General features: G+C 49.8%; 19 protein-coding genes, 2 tRNA genes and 1 pseudogene. 11 read left to right on the top strand and 11 right to left on the bottom strand.

The annotated features are described in order from the left end of the window. Positions 1-137: 137 nt before the first annotated feature. Complete coding sequence (locus QMN38_RS02670) at positions 138-719, bottom strand: GNAT family N-acetyltransferase (protein ID WP_271440596.1); 582 nt, start codon at positions 717-719, stop codon at positions 138-140. A gap of 220 nt (positions 720-939) precedes the next feature. After that, positions 940-1,410: a GNAT family N-acetyltransferase gene (locus QMN38_RS02665; RefSeq protein WP_271440597.1), complete on the bottom strand. Its 471-nt coding sequence runs from the start codon at positions 1,408-1,410 to the stop codon at positions 940-942. A gap of 199 nt (positions 1,411-1,609) precedes the next feature. Here QMN38_RS02665 and QMN38_RS02660 point away from each other — a divergent pair, with 199 nt between their 5' ends. Beyond that, positions 1,610-1,954 carry a DUF1294 domain-containing protein gene (locus tag QMN38_RS02660; protein WP_323604425.1) on the top strand — a complete coding sequence of 115 codons (345 nt, stop codon included), beginning with the start codon at positions 1,610-1,612 and terminating at the stop codon, positions 1,952-1,954. Positions 1,955-2,088: 134 nt separating this feature from the next. Next, positions 2,089-2,943 carry a DMT family transporter gene (locus tag QMN38_RS02655; RefSeq protein ID WP_323604424.1) on the top strand — a complete coding sequence of 285 codons (855 nt, stop codon included), beginning with the start codon at positions 2,089-2,091 and terminating at the stop codon, positions 2,941-2,943. Between the two features lie 389 nt (positions 2,944-3,332). On the opposite strand, the gene QMN38_RS02650 is transcribed toward QMN38_RS02655, so the two are convergent. After that, positions 3,333-3,554, bottom strand: a complete 222-nt coding sequence (locus QMN38_RS02650) for a hypothetical protein (protein ID WP_271440600.1) — start codon at positions 3,552-3,554, stop codon at positions 3,333-3,335. 97 nt (positions 3,555-3,651) lie between these two features. Between QMN38_RS02650 and QMN38_RS02645 the strand changes: the two genes are divergently transcribed. Then, the gene (locus QMN38_RS02645; RefSeq protein WP_271440601.1) at positions 3,652-4,164 is read left to right on the top strand and encodes a GNAT family N-acetyltransferase; all 513 of its coding nucleotides are present in this window, start codon (positions 3,652-3,654) and stop codon (positions 4,162-4,164) included. 187 nt (positions 4,165-4,351) lie between these two features. On the opposite strand, the gene QMN38_RS02640 is transcribed toward QMN38_RS02645, so the two are convergent. After that, positions 4,352-5,221, bottom strand: a complete 870-nt coding sequence (locus tag QMN38_RS02640; RefSeq protein ID WP_323604423.1) for a LysR family transcriptional regulator — start codon at positions 5,219-5,221, stop codon at positions 4,352-4,354. Between the two features lie 174 nt (positions 5,222-5,395). Between QMN38_RS02640 and QMN38_RS02635 the strand changes: the two genes are divergently transcribed. Further along, positions 5,396-6,085 carry an amino acid racemase gene (locus QMN38_RS02635; RefSeq protein ID WP_323604422.1) on the top strand — a complete coding sequence of 230 codons (690 nt, stop codon included), beginning with the start codon at positions 5,396-5,398 and terminating at the stop codon, positions 6,083-6,085. Positions 6,086-6,442: 357 nt separating this feature from the next. On the opposite strand, the gene QMN38_RS02630 is transcribed toward QMN38_RS02635, so the two are convergent. After that, complete coding sequence (locus tag QMN38_RS02630) at positions 6,443-7,018, bottom strand: TetR/AcrR family transcriptional regulator (protein WP_323604421.1); 576 nt, start codon at positions 7,016-7,018, stop codon at positions 6,443-6,445. 198 nt (positions 7,019-7,216) lie between these two features. On the opposite strand from QMN38_RS02630, the gene QMN38_RS02625 reads away from it, so the two are divergent. Beyond that, positions 7,217-7,798, top strand: a complete 582-nt coding sequence (locus QMN38_RS02625) for a sugar O-acetyltransferase (RefSeq protein WP_119922010.1) — start codon at positions 7,217-7,219, stop codon at positions 7,796-7,798. Between the two features lie 211 nt (positions 7,799-8,009). On the opposite strand, the gene QMN38_RS02620 is transcribed toward QMN38_RS02625, so the two are convergent. Next, complete coding sequence (locus tag QMN38_RS02620; protein WP_323604420.1) at positions 8,010-8,558, bottom strand: AAA family ATPase; 549 nt, start codon at positions 8,556-8,558, stop codon at positions 8,010-8,012. 263 nt (positions 8,559-8,821) lie between these two features. Here QMN38_RS02620 and QMN38_RS02615 point away from each other — a divergent pair, with 263 nt between their 5' ends. The 5 genes and pseudogenes from QMN38_RS02615 (at position 8,822) to QMN38_RS02595 (ending at position 10,334) form a co-directional block, all read left to right on the top strand. Further along, on the top strand, positions 8,822-9,154 hold the full coding sequence (locus tag QMN38_RS02615; RefSeq protein WP_271456393.1) for an EmrE family multidrug efflux SMR transporter: 333 nt from the start codon (positions 8,822-8,824) through the stop codon (positions 9,152-9,154). Between the two features lie 33 nt (positions 9,155-9,187). After that, the gene (locus QMN38_RS02610; protein WP_323604419.1) at positions 9,188-9,736 is read left to right on the top strand and encodes a GNAT family N-acetyltransferase; all 549 of its coding nucleotides are present in this window, start codon (positions 9,188-9,190) and stop codon (positions 9,734-9,736) included. A gap of 16 nt (positions 9,737-9,752) precedes the next feature. After that, positions 9,753-9,979, top strand: a pseudogene (locus QMN38_RS02605) (thioredoxin domain-containing protein); the annotation flags it as partial. Positions 9,980-10,177: 198 nt separating this feature from the next. Next, positions 10,178-10,254, top strand: a tRNA-Val gene (locus tag QMN38_RS02600). A gap of 3 nt (positions 10,255-10,257) precedes the next feature. Next, a tRNA-Val gene (locus QMN38_RS02595) sits at positions 10,258-10,334 on the top strand. A gap of 67 nt (positions 10,335-10,401) precedes the next feature. Here QMN38_RS02595 and QMN38_RS02590 read toward each other — a convergent pair. After that, a complete protein-coding gene (locus tag QMN38_RS02590; RefSeq protein ID WP_323604418.1) occupies positions 10,402-11,199 on the bottom strand; it encodes an MBL fold metallo-hydrolase in 798 nt (265 codons plus the stop codon). 248 nt (positions 11,200-11,447) lie between these two features. Between QMN38_RS02590 and QMN38_RS02585 the strand changes: the two genes are divergently transcribed. Further along, positions 11,448-12,188: a substrate-binding domain-containing protein gene (locus tag QMN38_RS02585; RefSeq protein WP_271456390.1), complete on the top strand. Its 741-nt coding sequence runs from the start codon at positions 11,448-11,450 to the stop codon at positions 12,186-12,188. Here the strand turns inward: QMN38_RS02585 and QMN38_RS02580 are convergent. The 4 genes from QMN38_RS02580 to QMN38_RS02565 all read right to left on the bottom strand — a co-directional run bounded on the left by QMN38_RS02580 (position 12,157) and on the right by QMN38_RS02565 (position 16,127). Beyond that, complete coding sequence (locus QMN38_RS02580) at positions 12,157-12,909, bottom strand: ABC transporter ATP-binding protein (RefSeq protein ID WP_323604417.1); 753 nt, start codon at positions 12,907-12,909, stop codon at positions 12,157-12,159. The two genes, QMN38_RS02585 and QMN38_RS02580, sit on opposite strands and share 32 nt — an antisense overlap. Next, positions 12,906-13,910, bottom strand: coding sequence for a FecCD family ABC transporter permease (locus tag QMN38_RS02575; RefSeq protein WP_323604416.1), 1,005 nt, complete (start codon positions 13,908-13,910; stop codon positions 12,906-12,908). The genes QMN38_RS02580 and QMN38_RS02575 overlap by 4 nt, the downstream gene beginning before the upstream one ends. Then, positions 13,897-14,952, bottom strand: a complete 1,056-nt coding sequence (locus tag QMN38_RS02570) for an ABC transporter substrate-binding protein (RefSeq protein WP_323604415.1) — start codon at positions 14,950-14,952, stop codon at positions 13,897-13,899. Before QMN38_RS02570 ends, QMN38_RS02575 begins: the two co-directional genes overlap by 14 nt. A 164-nt stretch (positions 14,953-15,116) precedes the next feature. Then, positions 15,117-16,127 carry an ABC transporter substrate-binding protein gene (locus QMN38_RS02565; protein WP_323604414.1) on the bottom strand — a complete coding sequence of 337 codons (1,011 nt, stop codon included), beginning with the start codon at positions 16,125-16,127 and terminating at the stop codon, positions 15,117-15,119. Positions 16,128-16,133 lie beyond the last annotated feature (6 nt).

Here is a 16,133-nt window from a genome sequence, read left to right as displayed (position 1 = left end):
ACGCAGATCGATCTCTTCCTGCCAGCAAGAGAGTGACCGCGATACTGCTTTTGAGGTCAGGCGTTCAAAGGCGTCGATTGCGAGGTAAAACACGTAGTATCCCCTACCTCCTGTCGGCAATTCTTCGATAATTTTTCTTACCGGTGACCGGAAAGACGGCGCTCAAGGTTGGTCTGAACCTGCGGCCACTCATCATCGATTATGCTGTACCGTATGGAGGTACGCTTTCGACCATCAGGCATAATTCGTTCATTTCTGATGATACCTTCCTGGACCGCACCAATACGGAGAATGGCAGCCTGAGAGCGCTCATTCAATACATCAGTCGTAAACTGAACGCGAACACACTTAAGTTGCTCAAAGGCATATCGCAGCAGTAACAGTTTACTCTCGGTATTTGCAGCTGTTTTTTGCCAGCTTTGTGAATACCAGGTGTGACCAATTTCGAGCTTTCGGTTTTCGCGATCAATCTTCCAGAAACGCGTTGACCCAATGACACGTTGGTCGGATGAGAGCGTTACAGCAAACGGCATGACGGTGCCTTCGGCCTGCCCCTTCAGGGCTTTCTGAATGTACGAATCAGCAGTGTCAGCAGATGGAACTACCGTAAATGACAGAGACCAAAGTTCCCCATCTTCAGCCGCATCAATCAATAGCGGAGCATCCGTCTTAAGCAGAGGACGGAGCGTTACAAGAGCCCCTTGTAAAGTAGGCGTCATATTTGTGGCCTCACAGTTCTTTTGTGTAGATGGATTGGGCTGCATAATCTTGTACCGAATGACTTACTATGCTCCGTTTGCATTTAATAATCGACTCATTAAGGGGCTATTACCTGCTCACCGTTTATAATACATGGCAATATAAGTAATTCCCCCGTGCGTGACTCACTTCCACTATTCGCTCACTACGGACCGTGCCGGGTAGGAATCAGCCGGTGTTCTATTGTTTCGCCAAATATTTCCGCATCAGTGCATTTTGTAGTGTCACGCCACGACACACAGGGAAACCTCGTTCCACGACATGAAAGCCGTGCCGTAGGAAGAATGCTTCCGCAGCCTTACTGACATTTGAAGTAAGTTCACCCATTCCACGTTCTCTGGCTTCTTCATGAATACGGTCCATCAGTAGCGTCCCTACGCCCTGTCTCGGGTAGGCTCCCGAGACATAGAAATGGTCAATGTACCCATTGGGCTGAACATCCGCATATCCAGCTATTTCACCCTCCACTTCAACAACAAAGGGACGTAGTGCCCTCATGCGATTGGTCCAGTGGTCCGGGTCGATATCTGATGGGGCCCAGGCAGCTATTTGTTCATGTGTGTAGTAGTGGGATGCGAGGGTATGTACAGAAGATAAAAATACGCTGAATAACGAAATTTCATCTCCATTTCTGAACCTTCTGATTTTCATATAACCTCGTTATGAGCGTGGTTTGTAGAACAATATCATTACTTTTCATAATGTTCTATTTTCCAGGCTGACCATGCGATCCCGACATTTTCTGCTTCGAAATCTGGATAACCCTGGCTTCTGAGAATCTTATGTCCATTTATCGGTGTCGGTTCTGGGTTAAGATAACCGCCTCTCCGTTCTGGCTGTGGTTAATGATATGAATCTCAATCGTTGTTGTTATTTGCTACTGGTGTGCGCTGCGGTCGGTAGCCTTTTTGCCCCACATCCGTTGCTAATATGGGGCCTGCTCGCCAATATATTGACGCTGGCGATTTACGGCGTGGATAAAATGGCAGCGCGTAAGGCCTGGCGCAGAGTGCCGGAATCCACGTTGCTGGTATTTGGCGTTGTGGGCGGATGGGCTGGCGCTATTGTCGGCCAACAACTCTTTCGCCATAAAACACAAAAGCAGCCCTTCAAAACTTACTTCATCATCAGTGTGATATTAAGTACCTCCGCTATGGTGGCCGTGTATCAATTCTTTCCATTCTCACTTTCCTGAACATCACTTAGGGATAGCGCCCGCACCTTGCGCAACCTTGGCGTGTTGGATTATAACCAAAAGCATCGTTAGCATGCCTGTCCTGATGTACGCACTCTATACTCAGCAACAGATCGTCAACATTAAGGATGGGTATGAAAAAGCTGTTGCTGGTTATCTTGGTGTTAACTGCATTTGCAGCCAATTCTATCCTCTGTCGTATTGCCTTAAAGAATGGATATTCGGATCCTGAGACCTTCAGCGTGCTGAGATTACTCGGTGGTGCAGTAATGCTGTTTATCTGGCATATAGCCCTGGGAAAACTGAAAGACATACGCTGGAAAATCATCGATGCCCTGTTGCTGTGTGCCTATGTATTATTCTTCTCAATCGCGTATGTTCAGCTCAATACCGCAACAGGCGCATTACTGCTATTTGGCGCAGTGCAGATCTGCATGATTAGCTGGGGATTAATTAAAGGCGAAACACTTAGCGGATACAAAGCCACCGGGATCGTCATTGCCATTGTGGGGATCATTATGCTGCTGCTCCCCGGCGCAACCGCTCCCCCTTTTATACCTGCCCTGACGATGGTTGCTTCAGGCCTGGCATGGGGAGCTTACTCTGTGCGAGGGAAAAACATTCTCTCTCCTGCCGGGACGACTGCGGGAAATTTCATTCTGAGCCTTCCGGTTATTCTCATTCTGAATCTGGTACGACAGGAACCCGTGCATACTGACGCCAACGGCGTCATCCTTGCCCTGCTCTCCGGCGGACTGGCTTCTGGTGTGGCTTACGTACTTTGGTATCAACTTGTTGCCAGTATGTCTTCCGCAACCGCCAGCACACTTCAGTTGAGCGTGCCCTGTATTGCTGCGGTAGGTGGGGTGCTATTTCTTGGCGAATTGCCTGATTTGAGAATTCTGGTATGCACACTGATCGTTCTGGCTGGCATAGCCATTGTTATTTCATCCGATCGAACACAGAGTAAGAAATCAGCACGGGGATAACATTGAGGAGTCGCAGCACCGTGCTTCGGTGTTTTGACTCACCACCCACATGCACCCTGTCACGCCCTTTGCGCGATAATCAACTTGCTTAATTACTCTGCGATTACACAGGAAAAAACAATCAACCTAAAACTCAAATACATACATATAAATCAGTAAGATAAAAAATTGCAGGGACAGTTAATAGCAGGGTGTAGCAGCTATTAATGTGTCCCTTTTATGTCCCTGCCCTTAGAAATGCCCCCAAATTTGCCCCCAAAAACTCTCCCATCCATCTGTCAAGGTCATATCAATGGTGACCCTCAGCTCCACGCCTGGCGCGGAGTAAACGCATCCGTGTAAGTGCACAATTTTCATATGCCACTAAAGCAGCGAGTTCCCGTAGACATTCAGTCAGCTTTATACGCCAGCCACTCGCGCCAGACATTCTCAGGATCAATATCGCGGTAGCCGCGCTCTCTGATTATATCCTCAGCTGCTTCGGCCGACAGGCGGATGGCTGTAGCGCCATCGCGGATGGACTCAACCTCATCGCGGATCAATTCCCGCCCCATGTCCTGTTCTTTATCAATCAGGACAACGATCAACGCAGGGATAAAAACAATCTTCATACTGATAAGCCTCTGAAATATTCGCATACCACTGTATCACTGACAATTTTGATATAGTTCAGTAATCGTTAATTTATTACCAGGACGGGTATCATTCATGTCATTACAAATCCGTGAAGCCACACCGGCCGACGCGATGTTGCTTAATGCGCTGGGTTACCGCATCTACCGCGCACACTTCGAACATCTGTGGGAGTCTGAGTCTGAACTGGAAGCTTTTTTAGCAAGCGAATTTTCTCTGGACGAGCTGGAACAGAGCCTGAAAGAGCAAGCGGTTTGTTGGTATGTTGCAGAGACCGACAGGCCAATTGGTTTTGCGAAAGTGACCTATGAAAGCAGCATCCCTGATACGAATATATCAGGGATGCTGCTTAACAAACTCTATCTTGATCCTGCTGACACCCATAAAGGTTACGGTCAGGTCATGTTTGACACCGTCAAAGAGCTGGCCCGGGCCAGGGGGAAAGACTTTGTATGGCTGGAGGTTCTTGAACAGAACGAACGCGCCTGTAATTTCTACCGCAAACAGGGCATGACCTTAATTAAAAGCGACTATTTCAAAACTGCTTCACAGCAGAGCGTCATCAGGATCATGGGGATCACTGTCTAGCGTGTGACCGGCCGCTCCGTGCCATAAGCGGATGTTGATAGTTTTAGCTTAACAAACGGGGAGCGGATTAAAGCCGGGCATTGGCGTATGGCAGGGTGGAAAAAGTTAGTAGTATCATTTCACTCAGTAGGGATCTCAACATTGCAGACACTGTCAGGCGGTCATAATCCAAAACTAGTTGCAGTTGTCAGGCAATTCCAATGTTTGAAGACAAGATATCAATCAGGGCACAGGTATTAGCCGTGAGCCCTCCCTTACGCCATATCAGTTCCGTTGTTATTTGGCTGTTTTCACTTTCAAAGGGATGGATTGTGATGAGTTCCTGTGTCGGAAACGTATCGAGGATTGGTGTTGGTATCACGCCCGCCCCCATTCCTGCACTGACACCACCCAGAATGGCATGGTAGGAAGACATTTCTGCCAGCCTGTAAGGTCTGATCCCTGCATCTCTGAACCAGGTTGTTAGCCGGTCGCGATAGGAGCAGCCGTCACTGAATACCAGCAACGTTGTGTGAGTTAAATCGGCAGCAGAACGTATTGGCGGGAAATTTGCTGCGGCGATAATAACCAGTTCTTCCTTGTAAACAGCCATACGTTCCAGTCTGTCATCAACCGGTGCGTCAGCAATGAAGGCTGCATCAAGTTCGTGACTAAGCACGGCATCGAGCAGTGTGCGGCTTATCCCGGTAACCAGCTCCACCTTTACTGATTGATGTTGCTGGTAGAGGCGCGCCAGCGGCTCAGGCAACCTTGTTGCGGCCATACTATCGAGCGCACCCAGTCGGAACCGACCGCCAGGCACCGGCTTTACCATCTGCTGTTCTGCTAAGGTAACCAGCTCGATAATCTTCAATGCATTGTTATAAAGCACCTGGCCTTCATTTGTCGGAAGAAACCTACGGCCAGATTTTACAAACAGTGTGGTTCCGAGCTGGCTCTCCAGGTTCTGAACGCGAGTGGTTATTGCGGAGGGGACTCGGCAGAGCAAATTTGCTGCTGCAGTAATAGTACCTGTTTCTACCAGTGCAATGATGGTTCGGAAGTCAGCTATATCCATATTTTCACCATAATTGAAAATTGGATTCTATTTTATTCAATTGAAATGAATCTACATGTTTTTTAATTTATTTACTCTATTTAAACAGCTACCAGCCTCCCAGCTAGTCTCAAGCGCTTGTTGATCATCGCAAAATGGTCACGTTTGATTAATACGGGAGCTATTGAGGGTAAAATGAAAAAACTTGGATTAATCGGCGGCACCGGACCAGAATCAACATTGCTCTACTATCGCAAATTTGTTTATGAAGCTAACAAAAGAATTGGCGATACATTCTTCCCGTCTCTAACTATTGAAAGTATCAATGTATATGACGTCCTGACCATGTGTGGACGGAAAGATTATGAAGCGCTGACGAAGTACCTGGCCAAGGCTGTCGGGAATCTGGTGGCCGCCGGGGCTGAAGTCGTCGCCTTGACCGGTAACACACCACACATCGTCTTCAATGAACTCCAGTCGTGTACAAAAGTTCCTCTTGTCAGCATTATCGAGTCCACTTGTGCAGAAGTTCAGACTCTGGGCCTGAAAAAAGTAGGTCTCGTGGGAACACGATTTACAATGGAGGGTGACTTCTTCAAACGGCCTTTCACTGAAGCAGGCATCCAGGTGGTCGTCCCGCATGCTGACGAGGTTGATTACATCGCAGAAAAAATCCACGATGAACTCGAAAGAGGCATTATTAAGTCACAGACGCGAGACACGTTTACCGCGATCATTGGGCGGATGTATCAGGATGAAGGCATTGAAGCCATCATTCTGGGATGCACAGAGCTTCCCCTTTTGTTTGCGGGTACAGAGTTACCTGTTAAAGCACTGGACACGGTTGATATTCATATTGAGACGTTGTTTAAAGCTCTTCAATAGTATTTTACATCAATTTGCGGAAAGAACCGGGGGCGAACTGCCCCCTTTGTTTAACACGCTACGATTTAAGTAATGCCTTCATAAAAATTCGAACTTCCGCTGTCCGCTCACAGCGGACCTGACAACCAGTAGATTGGTCCGTTCTGTGCCAATAGCGGACCCAGGATACCTGCAAGATTCGCTGGTTGATCGTTTGCAACGAATTTACCTTTTTGCACTGAATGGGCTCTGACGCAGCCTCCGTAACCTGTTACCCGCTCGCCTGAAGTGCTTAGAGGATAGAAACGATAAGTAACTTACTCATACGATATCCAGATGATAAATCAGAAATAAGGTAAAGCTGTAGTTGCTGACAAATTAATCGCGGGAGGCCACCTGGCGGATCAACGATTCAATTTCTACACGAGGCATTGGCTCTTCATCAAAGTGATTATGTATGCCGATACCTTCAATCAGTGCATCAAGCGCCCTTGCTGTCGAAGGCGTAAAATGTTGTTCCAACGCCTGACGACTCTGTTCCATCCATCGCTGTGGAAGTGACTGTAAATGGGGATTTCTGGAAACAAACGAGTAGAGTTCGAAGCTGAGTGTCAATGTCTGTGGTGAGCCCCAGATATTCTGATCGATAATATCCACCACCGCTGTAAGCGCTTCTTCTCTGTTCCTCGCTGCACCGAGCCGCTCACTGAACGCATTACTTATCTTGATGGACAGATGAGTAAAAGCTTCTTCGAGAAGATGATTGATACTCTCAAAGTAATATGTAAGCGACCCCAGAGAGACATCAGCGATTTCAGCTACCTTACGTGTGGACGTTCCAGCCACGCCATATTGTTCGATAACCTCAAGCGTGACAGCAATCAATCGTTCTCGGCGCATGGGATCGTAACGACGTTTTCGGCGCCCAGAATCCTTCTTATTTTCCTCATTCACAATTCACTCCTTATTTACCGGGTATACATTGATGACTTTATATGTACAATCGTACATATAGGGGTTCTGCTTTGTCTATAGTCTGGGTATCTGGGTTTGTCGGATTCCTGGCAGAATTTATGACGTCGGAAACAAATTATGACTGTCATTTCAAACACTTTAAGTCCTTTACTTCGAGCAACTCAGAGGAAGATTTAAATGAAAGAAGCGGAAAAAGCAGCAGCGGGATTGTTGTACGATGCAAATTATGACGTTGATTTACTTAAGCAACGAGATGATGCCAAGCTGAAACTTTTTACCTTTAACCATACGCCATTTACGGAAAAGGAAAAAAGAGAGGAAATCCTCACCAGCCTCCTCGGCAAGCATGGAAAAAACTACATCATTGAGGGTCCTTTCTACTGTGACTATGGCTATAACATTGAAATCGGTGAAAATTTTTACGCTAATGTGAATTTGACGATACTCGATGGGGCAAAAGTTCGGATCGGTGACAACGTATTTATTGCTCCAAACGTCGGGATTTATACCGCCGGTCATCCCCTTGATTCCCGACGCAGAAATCAGGGGCTTGAATATGCTCTTCCTGTAACCATCGGAGATGATGTCTGGATCGGTGCTGGAGTCAATATCCTACCTGGCGTCAGTATAGGTAAAGGTAGCGTGATCGGTGCGGGGGCAGTGGTGCTTAAAGATGTGCCTGACGGCGTACTTGTCGCCGGAAATCCAGCCAGAATAATTAGAGCTATTGGTGAGGAGGACGGGCAGCGCTACAGCTAAAACCTGTATCCATCCAATACTACTGAAACCAGCCTGCCTCTTCTATTGGCAGGCTGGTACTTGGTGAACTTTTAAATTCCGCTCTTCGCTCACAGCGGACCTTCAGATCCGTTAGTTAGTCCACTCCGTGCCGGGAACGGAAGTTGTATATTCACTGGAATGCGACAGATTCAGGTATGGTGATTCGTCATTACGCGTAGTTGATATTTTATCAACGTACTATCCTGGAAAGGATAAAATCCACACGTTCCTCTACAGAAACACATGGCAATTCAATCAACTGATAATCATACGTACGGTATGTTTTCACCATTGCCTGATATGTCGCTATGGCGATATCGAAAGATTGTTTACGCTCTGTATCCTGTACATATATGTCACGCCAGGGTGGTGCAATAAATACGGTTCGGTTATAGCGAAATTTCTCGATGGCATTTTCCAAATGCCTCGGTATGGTAAGTTCAGAAAGGCTTAAATAGCCTACAACATCAGGAACGCCACGGTCGAATAAGCATGGTTGTGTTTGCCCTTCAGCTTCGTGCCACGAACGCATTTCCCAGGATAGCATGAGCTCTGCAAATGCAGTCTGGTTGGCCCACGGTAATGCATTGCCACCTATGTTCACCTGATCTTGTATAACGCCTCTTCCCGCTTCTTTAGAGCACCAAAACCCTCGTTTTTTAATCGTATCAATTATCGTGCTTTTGCCTGACCCAGGACCACCTGTAAGAATGAAACGATGTTGAAAAGCTGAAGACATTGAACCCTCCTATACATTTAAAGACGCGATAAAGCAGCAATACTGATGGCGCACGTTTCACGAGTTGCCAGATTACTTGTTGACGGTTTTACTAGCTACATTTTATATCCCCATTGAATATCTGCTCCCGCTCAAAGCGGACCTTGCAGTGCTTCGCCAGATGCCATGAAACGGACGTTTCAGTAGTCGTTCGGGTTGTGTTCAAACTCACCCACCCCTTTGTGCTACGATATTTGCTTTAGATTGTCACATAGGATCAGATTTTGAATTCATACATTTTCCTTGCCGGGGCCATCGTAGCTGAAGTCATAGGTACAACCCTGATGAAGTTCTCTGACGGATTCACACGCCTATGGCCATCTGTAGCAACTATTGTGTGCTACTGCACCGCCTTTTATCTTCTCTCCCAGACTCTGTCGACCATTCCGACGGGTATTGCGTACGCAATTTGGTCAGGTGCTGGAATCGTATTAATCAGCCTTTTGGGCTGGTTGGTCAGTGGGCAAAAACTTGATTTTCCAGCGATCGCAGGCATGCTTCTTATTTGTGCTGGGGTTCTGGTTATTAATATTTTTTCAAAATCCACCCCACATTGATTCTCTTATCTTGCTCAAGTAGGAAAAGCGCATATGAAAATACCAAAACTCCATACGGAACGCTTGCTGTTAAAACCATTAGAAGCCGAAGATGCCTCGCAGATTCAGGTGCTTTATCCACGCTGGGAGATAGTTCGCTATATGGTTTCCTCAGTACCCTGGCCCTATCCTGATAACGGCGCGGAGAATTACGTCAATAACGTTGCCCTGCCTGATATGGAAAAAGGGATTGCGTGGGTCTGGACTATCAGACTCCGTGAGGCCCCTGACGCTCTAATAGGTTTAATTTGCCTTTATGACGTTGAGGATAATAACCGTGGATTTTGGTTAGATCCGGAATATCAGGGGCAGGGTTTTATGCGTGAGGCCAGTAATGTCGCTACGGATTACTGGTTTAATACGTTAAATAAGACGGTTTTGCGTGCGCCGAAAGCATCTCTCAATATCCGTTCCAAACGTATATCAGACAGTAGCGGCATGCGGCTTATCAAGACGGAAAAAAAAGAGTATGTCAGCGGGTTGCTGGATTCTGAACTTTGGGAAATCACGCGCGACGAATGGAACGCTCGTCAGGTTGGTTAATATAAATGATGGAATGTACTGTGTGGGCTTCCCGATGTTTGAGAAAGTGGAAGTCAACGGTGTCGCTACGCACTCGGTATTTCGTTACCTGAAAGACAAATTATCCGCCGCGCTGGGTGGGCGGATCAAGTGGAATTTTACTACGTTCCTGATCGGGCGTGACGGCAAGCCGCTCAAGCGTTTTACCCCTTCACTACCCCAGAGAAAATAGAAACCACTATCCTTACCGCGCTTAAAGTCTGAGCGCCCCTGTAATTCAATCCGACCCTGCCTGCTCCAGTTCGCTGTCTGAATAAAAAACACGCTGCAAAATCAACAAAATATAATCAACTTGCTTAATTACTCTGCAATCGCGTGAAAACATGCAGAAAAATGCTAATTCCCTCTTGCCTCATTCGGTCTGTGCCGCTAATATTCGTCCCCGTTGTCACCTACAACGTTGCGTTCATAGCTCAGTTGGTTAGAGCACCACCTTGACATGGTGGGGGTCGTTGGTTCGAGTCCAATTGAACGCACCATTTGCGTCCGTAGCTCAGTTGGTTAGAGCACCACCTTGACATGGTGGGGGTCGGTGGTTCGAGTCCACTCGGACGCACCAAATCATATCCCTTTGATTTGGTGCTTTTCTACTTCGAAAATTCTCAAACGTTCTCCTGAAATTCGCCCTATTCTTTGCGCAGACAAGTAAGATACTTCTGCACCGATCGCTCCACAATCTGTCTGGCATTGAATTTAATATCCTGACCTTCAAATGCGCCATAGAGTCGGTCGAATCTGACATCCTGCAACGCGTGCATAATGTGGATAACCGCGCTTGCCGGCAATGGCAGCATATTGGGGTAGCTCCACATAAACGACACGGCATCCGCACCGGGAGTGACCTGCAGAATATCGCCCGCGAGGATTATCCCCTCTCCATCATCAATATGCATAATACTCCCCCCCGCAAAATGTCCGCCCAGGCGTAACAACGTCACGGTAGGGAGCAATTTATGCACATCGCCTTCCCACAGCCGAATAGAGGGACTGTCACGCATAATCCACTGGCGATCGTCGGCATGCAGATAGATTGGTGCATCGAATGCTGCCGCCCAATCCTGCATCGTGGAGTAGTAGTGAGGATGCGAAATAGCAATAGCGCTCACCCCACCCAGCGCGGTGATGAGCGTCTGCGTGGCCGGGTCCAGATTCGCAATACAATCCCAGAGCACATTCCCCTGCGGGGTGCGTAGCAAAAATGCCCGCTGGTTAATGGCAAACCGTGGCACAGTCTGAATGCTCAGTAGCAAATGCTCATGCTGCTGCCATTTATTCGTATGCGTCGCGTGAAGCACGGCTGGATCGATCCATGATTGCCCGCTAACGGGAACATACTGGCGCTCATCTTCGCAGATTTTGCAATGCGTTATCGCCCCTTGCGCATCGTCATAGGACGTCCCGCAGGTCTTACACAAGATTGTCATTTGTCTTCCCCCTGCACGCATGCCCTCTTCCGTTCCCGTTCAGGATCTTTTCATTACGGTCAAAGCATAGAACAAAAAAAGATAGCGTCAGCATCCCACCGCACCCTGGATCAAATACCCCGATGAATGTGACTACGACACCAAATGATACAAGCGGAACCGCGTCACCAGATGCCTTCAAAATCCCTTGTGCAGAGCGTATCATTCATCTTCTTCGCATAACCGCCATAGCCCAGAGATCAGATTTCATGCCCTCTTCAATCACCCTCCTTGCTGCGGGAAGTTTACGACTGGCATTTACCCCACTGCTCAATCAGTTCACCCACCTTAGCGGCATTGAGGTCAACGTTGGCTATGGCCCGGCAGGGTTGCTACGCGAGCGTATTGAAGCCGGGGAACCGTGTGCACTGTTCGCCAGTGCAAATCGGGCACATCCGCAACGGCTACTGGACACACGCCAGGCCGTTTCCACGCATACACTGTGCTGGAATCAACTGGGTCTGGTCACCAACCGGCGCGGTGAATGGCTGGATTTACTTCGCGACCCGGCACTGCGTATTGGCACATCCACACCGGGTTGCGACCCTTCCGGTGATTATACCTGGGCATTATTCGACAACATGGATGCACTGGAACCGGGCCTTGGACGACAGCTTCGTGCACGCGCCCTGCCACTGGTTGGCGGCCGCGATACGCTCAGCATCCCGCCTGGTGAGTTGGCAAGCAGTTGGATTCTTCGCCAGGGGTTGGCCGATCTGTTTATTGGTTACGCGCATTATGCAAAAGCACTCGGTTCACAGTCCGATGTTCGCTACGTTGCTATTCCTGCTGCACAGAACATCTTGTGTGAATACCAACTCGCGGTGCTCGATGCTTCTGAGGAAGTGATGAGACTGGTTAAATTTATGCTTGCCCACGACGGTCAGGCGTTGCTGACCGCCGCCGGTTTCTTGCCCGTTAGCGCTGGATCGCAAACAGCGGCGCAATAAACGGAGTCTGATAGTTTTCCACACTAAATTTTCGCAATGGCAGGCCATAGGCCTGGAACAGATTGTCTTCTGTCACCACGCCGTCTGTCGGCCCTGCCAGCCATTTGCCCTCGGGAAGCAACAGCAGCGTATGGGTTGCAATCTGTAAGGCGTGCAACGGATCGTGCGTCGAGAAAAGCACGCTACAGCCCTGCCGGTGTGCCAAATCGCTGATGAGCTGTAGCACGACCTGCTGATTAGCAAGATCCAGCGCTGAACATGGCTCGTCAAGCAACAGCGTCTGGCATTCCGTAACCAGAGCGCGGGCAATCATCACCAGTTGCTGCTGACCGCCAGAAAGTGAGCTAAACGATGTGGCGGCGAGATGCGCAATGTTTAGCTGTTCCAGCGCCTGCTCCGCCCGTTGTTGATCCTGACGGCTGGGCTGAGCAAACAATTTTACGTGCTGCGCCCGCCCCATCAACACCACATCGCTCACCGTATAGGGAAACGGCAGATGGCAATGCTGGGCCACAATGCCTATCCCCCCATGAACGTCAATACTCCCGCCCAGTGCGGGTCGCGTGCCCGTGAGCGTATCCAGCAGCGTGCTCTTGCCCAGACCGTTTCGCCCAAGCACCGCCCAGATCTGGCCTTGCTCACACTGAAAAGTGAGGGGATCAAACAATGGAGAGCGATAGCCATAGCTAAGCTGATTCACGCAGAGCGCAACAGATATCATTGTTTCCTCCGACGACTGGTACGAATAAGCAAGAAGGCAAACAGCGGTGCGCCGAGCAACGCGGTGATAATCCCCAGCGGTATTTCCGCATGCATCAGGGTGCGGGCGATATCATCGACCGCAATCATAAAGCCGCCCCCCATCCAGAATGCACACGGGAGCAAGCGACGATGATCAACCCCCACCAGCAACCGCGCAAGATGGGGAATAACCAGCCCGACCCAGGCAATACTGCCGCTGACCGCCACCTGAGCGGCAACTAAAAACGCGCAGCACACCAGTACGCTACGCCGCAGCGGGACCACCGCCACGCCCAGCGCCTTAGCATCTTTATCATTGAGCGATAACAGATTTATCCGCCAGCGCAACTGGTACAACATCGTCGCCGCAATGGATACCGGGATCGCCAGCAGCAGGACTTTATGCCAGTTAGCCGTGGCAAAACTGCCCAGCAGCCAGAATACGATGTTCGGCAAGGTTTCTTCCGTATCGGCCTGGTATTGAATCAGGCTCACCAACGCGGCAAAAAAACCACTTAAAATAATGCCAGACAAGATCAGCACCAGCGTATTTTCCAGCCCTTGTAAGGCCGCAATGGCATACACCAGAATGAGCGCCGCCAGACCGAAGAAGAAGGTTGACCCCATCATCAGCCACGGCTCAAGGCCCAGCAGAATGGCCAGCGTCCCGCCGAAAGCCGCCCCCGAGGTTACGCCTATGATGTGCGGGTCGACCAATGGGTTGTGAAACACCCCTTGCAAGGTAGCACCACACAATCCCAGCGCGCCACCCGCCAGCAACGCCATCAGAATACGCGGTAGTCTGACCGTCCATATCACCTGACTGGCAATATCCTGCGCATCGCCAAAATGGGTGAGTTGATAAAACACGTCACGTAGCGACAGCGGATATTGTCCGAGACACAGCGAACTAACCCCCAGCACCAACACCCCTACTATCAGTAATGATTGCAGGGGGAAACCCCGTTTACTTAGCAGCATCAGACTGCCAGTTCACACGATAAAAACGTTGGTAGTAATCCTGCGCCTGCGCATCCACGTCGACATTCTTATAGGCATCCGGGTAAAGTTTTTTAGCCATCCACAGCTCACCTATCGCCAACGCTTCCGGCATTGGATAGCCCCAGGCTTTGGCATATTCAGGCATCAACCAGACGCGATGATTTTTCACCGCATCAATGCCCTGCCAGTTAGGATCGTTTTGGATCTCAGTGACCACCTGCGGATATCGGTCCTGAACAAAAATCACCTGCGGGTTCCACGCCAGCACCTGCTCAAGCGCCACCTGACGTGCGCCTTTCACGCTGGCCGCCGCCACATTTAACCCTCCCGCATGTTGCATCATCAGGCCGGTGTATTTCCCGGAACCGTAGGTCATAAGGTCAGGGTTAGCCATATAAATGCGAACCTTTTGCGCTTCCGGTATGGCCGCAACTGGCGCATTGAATTTTGCTCGCGCCGTAAAGACGTAATTGACCAGCGTTTCCGCCTGCGTTTTACGCCCTACCACATCCGCAATCAGGCGGATCCCCTGCTTTAAACCGTCGTTGTAGACCTGCTCTTCATCAGCCATCGTCGGGTTCATTTTATTCTGTTGCCCGGCAATATCCTGACGTAACGAGATAGCCACCACCGGGATACCGGCATTCTGAATCTGCTGGATCATCTCGGCGGGCGCATAGTTGGCGACAAACACCACCTGCGGATGAATCGCCAGCAGACTTTCGATATTCACGCTGGTGAGATCGCCAGGCGTAGGCAGCGTAGTTATTGTCGGCATAAACCGGGCAAACTCAGGCCCAAGCTGTTTTTTCCAGCTCGACATCACGCCGACGATATCCTGCGCAGCATCCAGTTGCACCAGTATATTCAGCGTCTGGTGTTGCAGAACAACCACCTTATCGACATGGTCAGGGATCGTAACCTGACGCCCAAGCTGATCGGTGATAGTACGATCCGCCTGCGCGGAAAAGGCAAAAAACATGCTGGCGCAAACCAGCACAAAAGAGCGAAGCGTTAACATAGATACCATCTGGACTGGGAAAAATTCGATATGCATTAAATTATATAACGTGATAGCTGGCAACCCATTATCGCCAGGCACGGTATACCGCCACGCGGTTCGTCGCGGCAAATACAGCGTGTAAACCTGAACTGGCCTGCATTTGCCCGCCCGCGCTTCCCGCTTTACCCCTGTGGGGGTAGGCCGGCTAAAATCCGCATCGCCTGCGCCTCGCTAAGCGAATAATCAAAAAACTGGCGGTAAAAATCGCGGGTTACGTTAACCATATCCAGACCGCTAAACAGTGTTGGATGCAGTTTTGACGCGGCCCACAGCAACTGCAACGCACTTTCGGTTCCATAGCGATCCCAGGGGAAGACGCCCGCCGGATTGCGCCAGACTTTGCCCTGTTTCACCGCGTTAAGTTCTTTGAACAACGCGGCATAAGGTGAACGGGCAATATCGCCACATCCCGCCCCGAGAATAATCACCTCCGGCTGCCAATACAGCACCCGCTCGGGTGAGACTTCTTTCATGTTACCGTCCACTTCCCCGGCGACGTTCCGCCCACCAGAGAGCGCAATCCAGGTATCAATCAACGTGTTTCTACCGTCGACTTTCAGTGGGTTTAGCGACTGAATGTGCAGAACCCGCGGGCGCTGATTTTCCGCTAACGTCGCCGTTTTAGCGCGAACATCCGCAATAGTGCGGGTTAAAAATTGATTATATGCCACCGCCCTGGCGCGCGCCTGGTCCGTACCCAACACGTCCGCCGTGGTCGTGACCGACTTTTCCATCGACGGATAATCAGTAAATGCCATTTCCAGCGTCGGGATACCCGCCTGGTTGTAGCTCTGCGCATCCCCCTTGCCCTTTGCGACAAACAGAACGTCGGTATGCAGAGCCAGCAGGGCCTCGCTATTGAATGACGTCCCGTGAATTTGTAAGGCCTGATTAAGCGATGGGTTTATTTTGAACATCCACGGCTGGCTCTGTGGGTGGTTGACGGTGGCGACAATCTGACGTCCCGCCCCCAGCGTCATCAGCACCGAGTGATGGGCAAACCAGCTATCCGCAATACGTTGAACCTGTGTGGGGACGGTGACAGTGTGACCGGCATCATCCACAACCTGACGCGTGGCCAGGGCGGGAAACGCCAGCCACACACAGAGCAGCCATGTGTGGCACGTTTTCATCAGCAA

It is taken from the genome of Citrobacter sp. R-1.5.2, from assembly GCF_035064245.1.
In the GTDB taxonomy this organism is placed as follows: Bacteria; Pseudomonadota; Gammaproteobacteria; order Enterobacterales; family Enterobacteriaceae; genus Citrobacter.
This window is presented reverse-complemented; position numbering and strand designations above follow the sequence as displayed.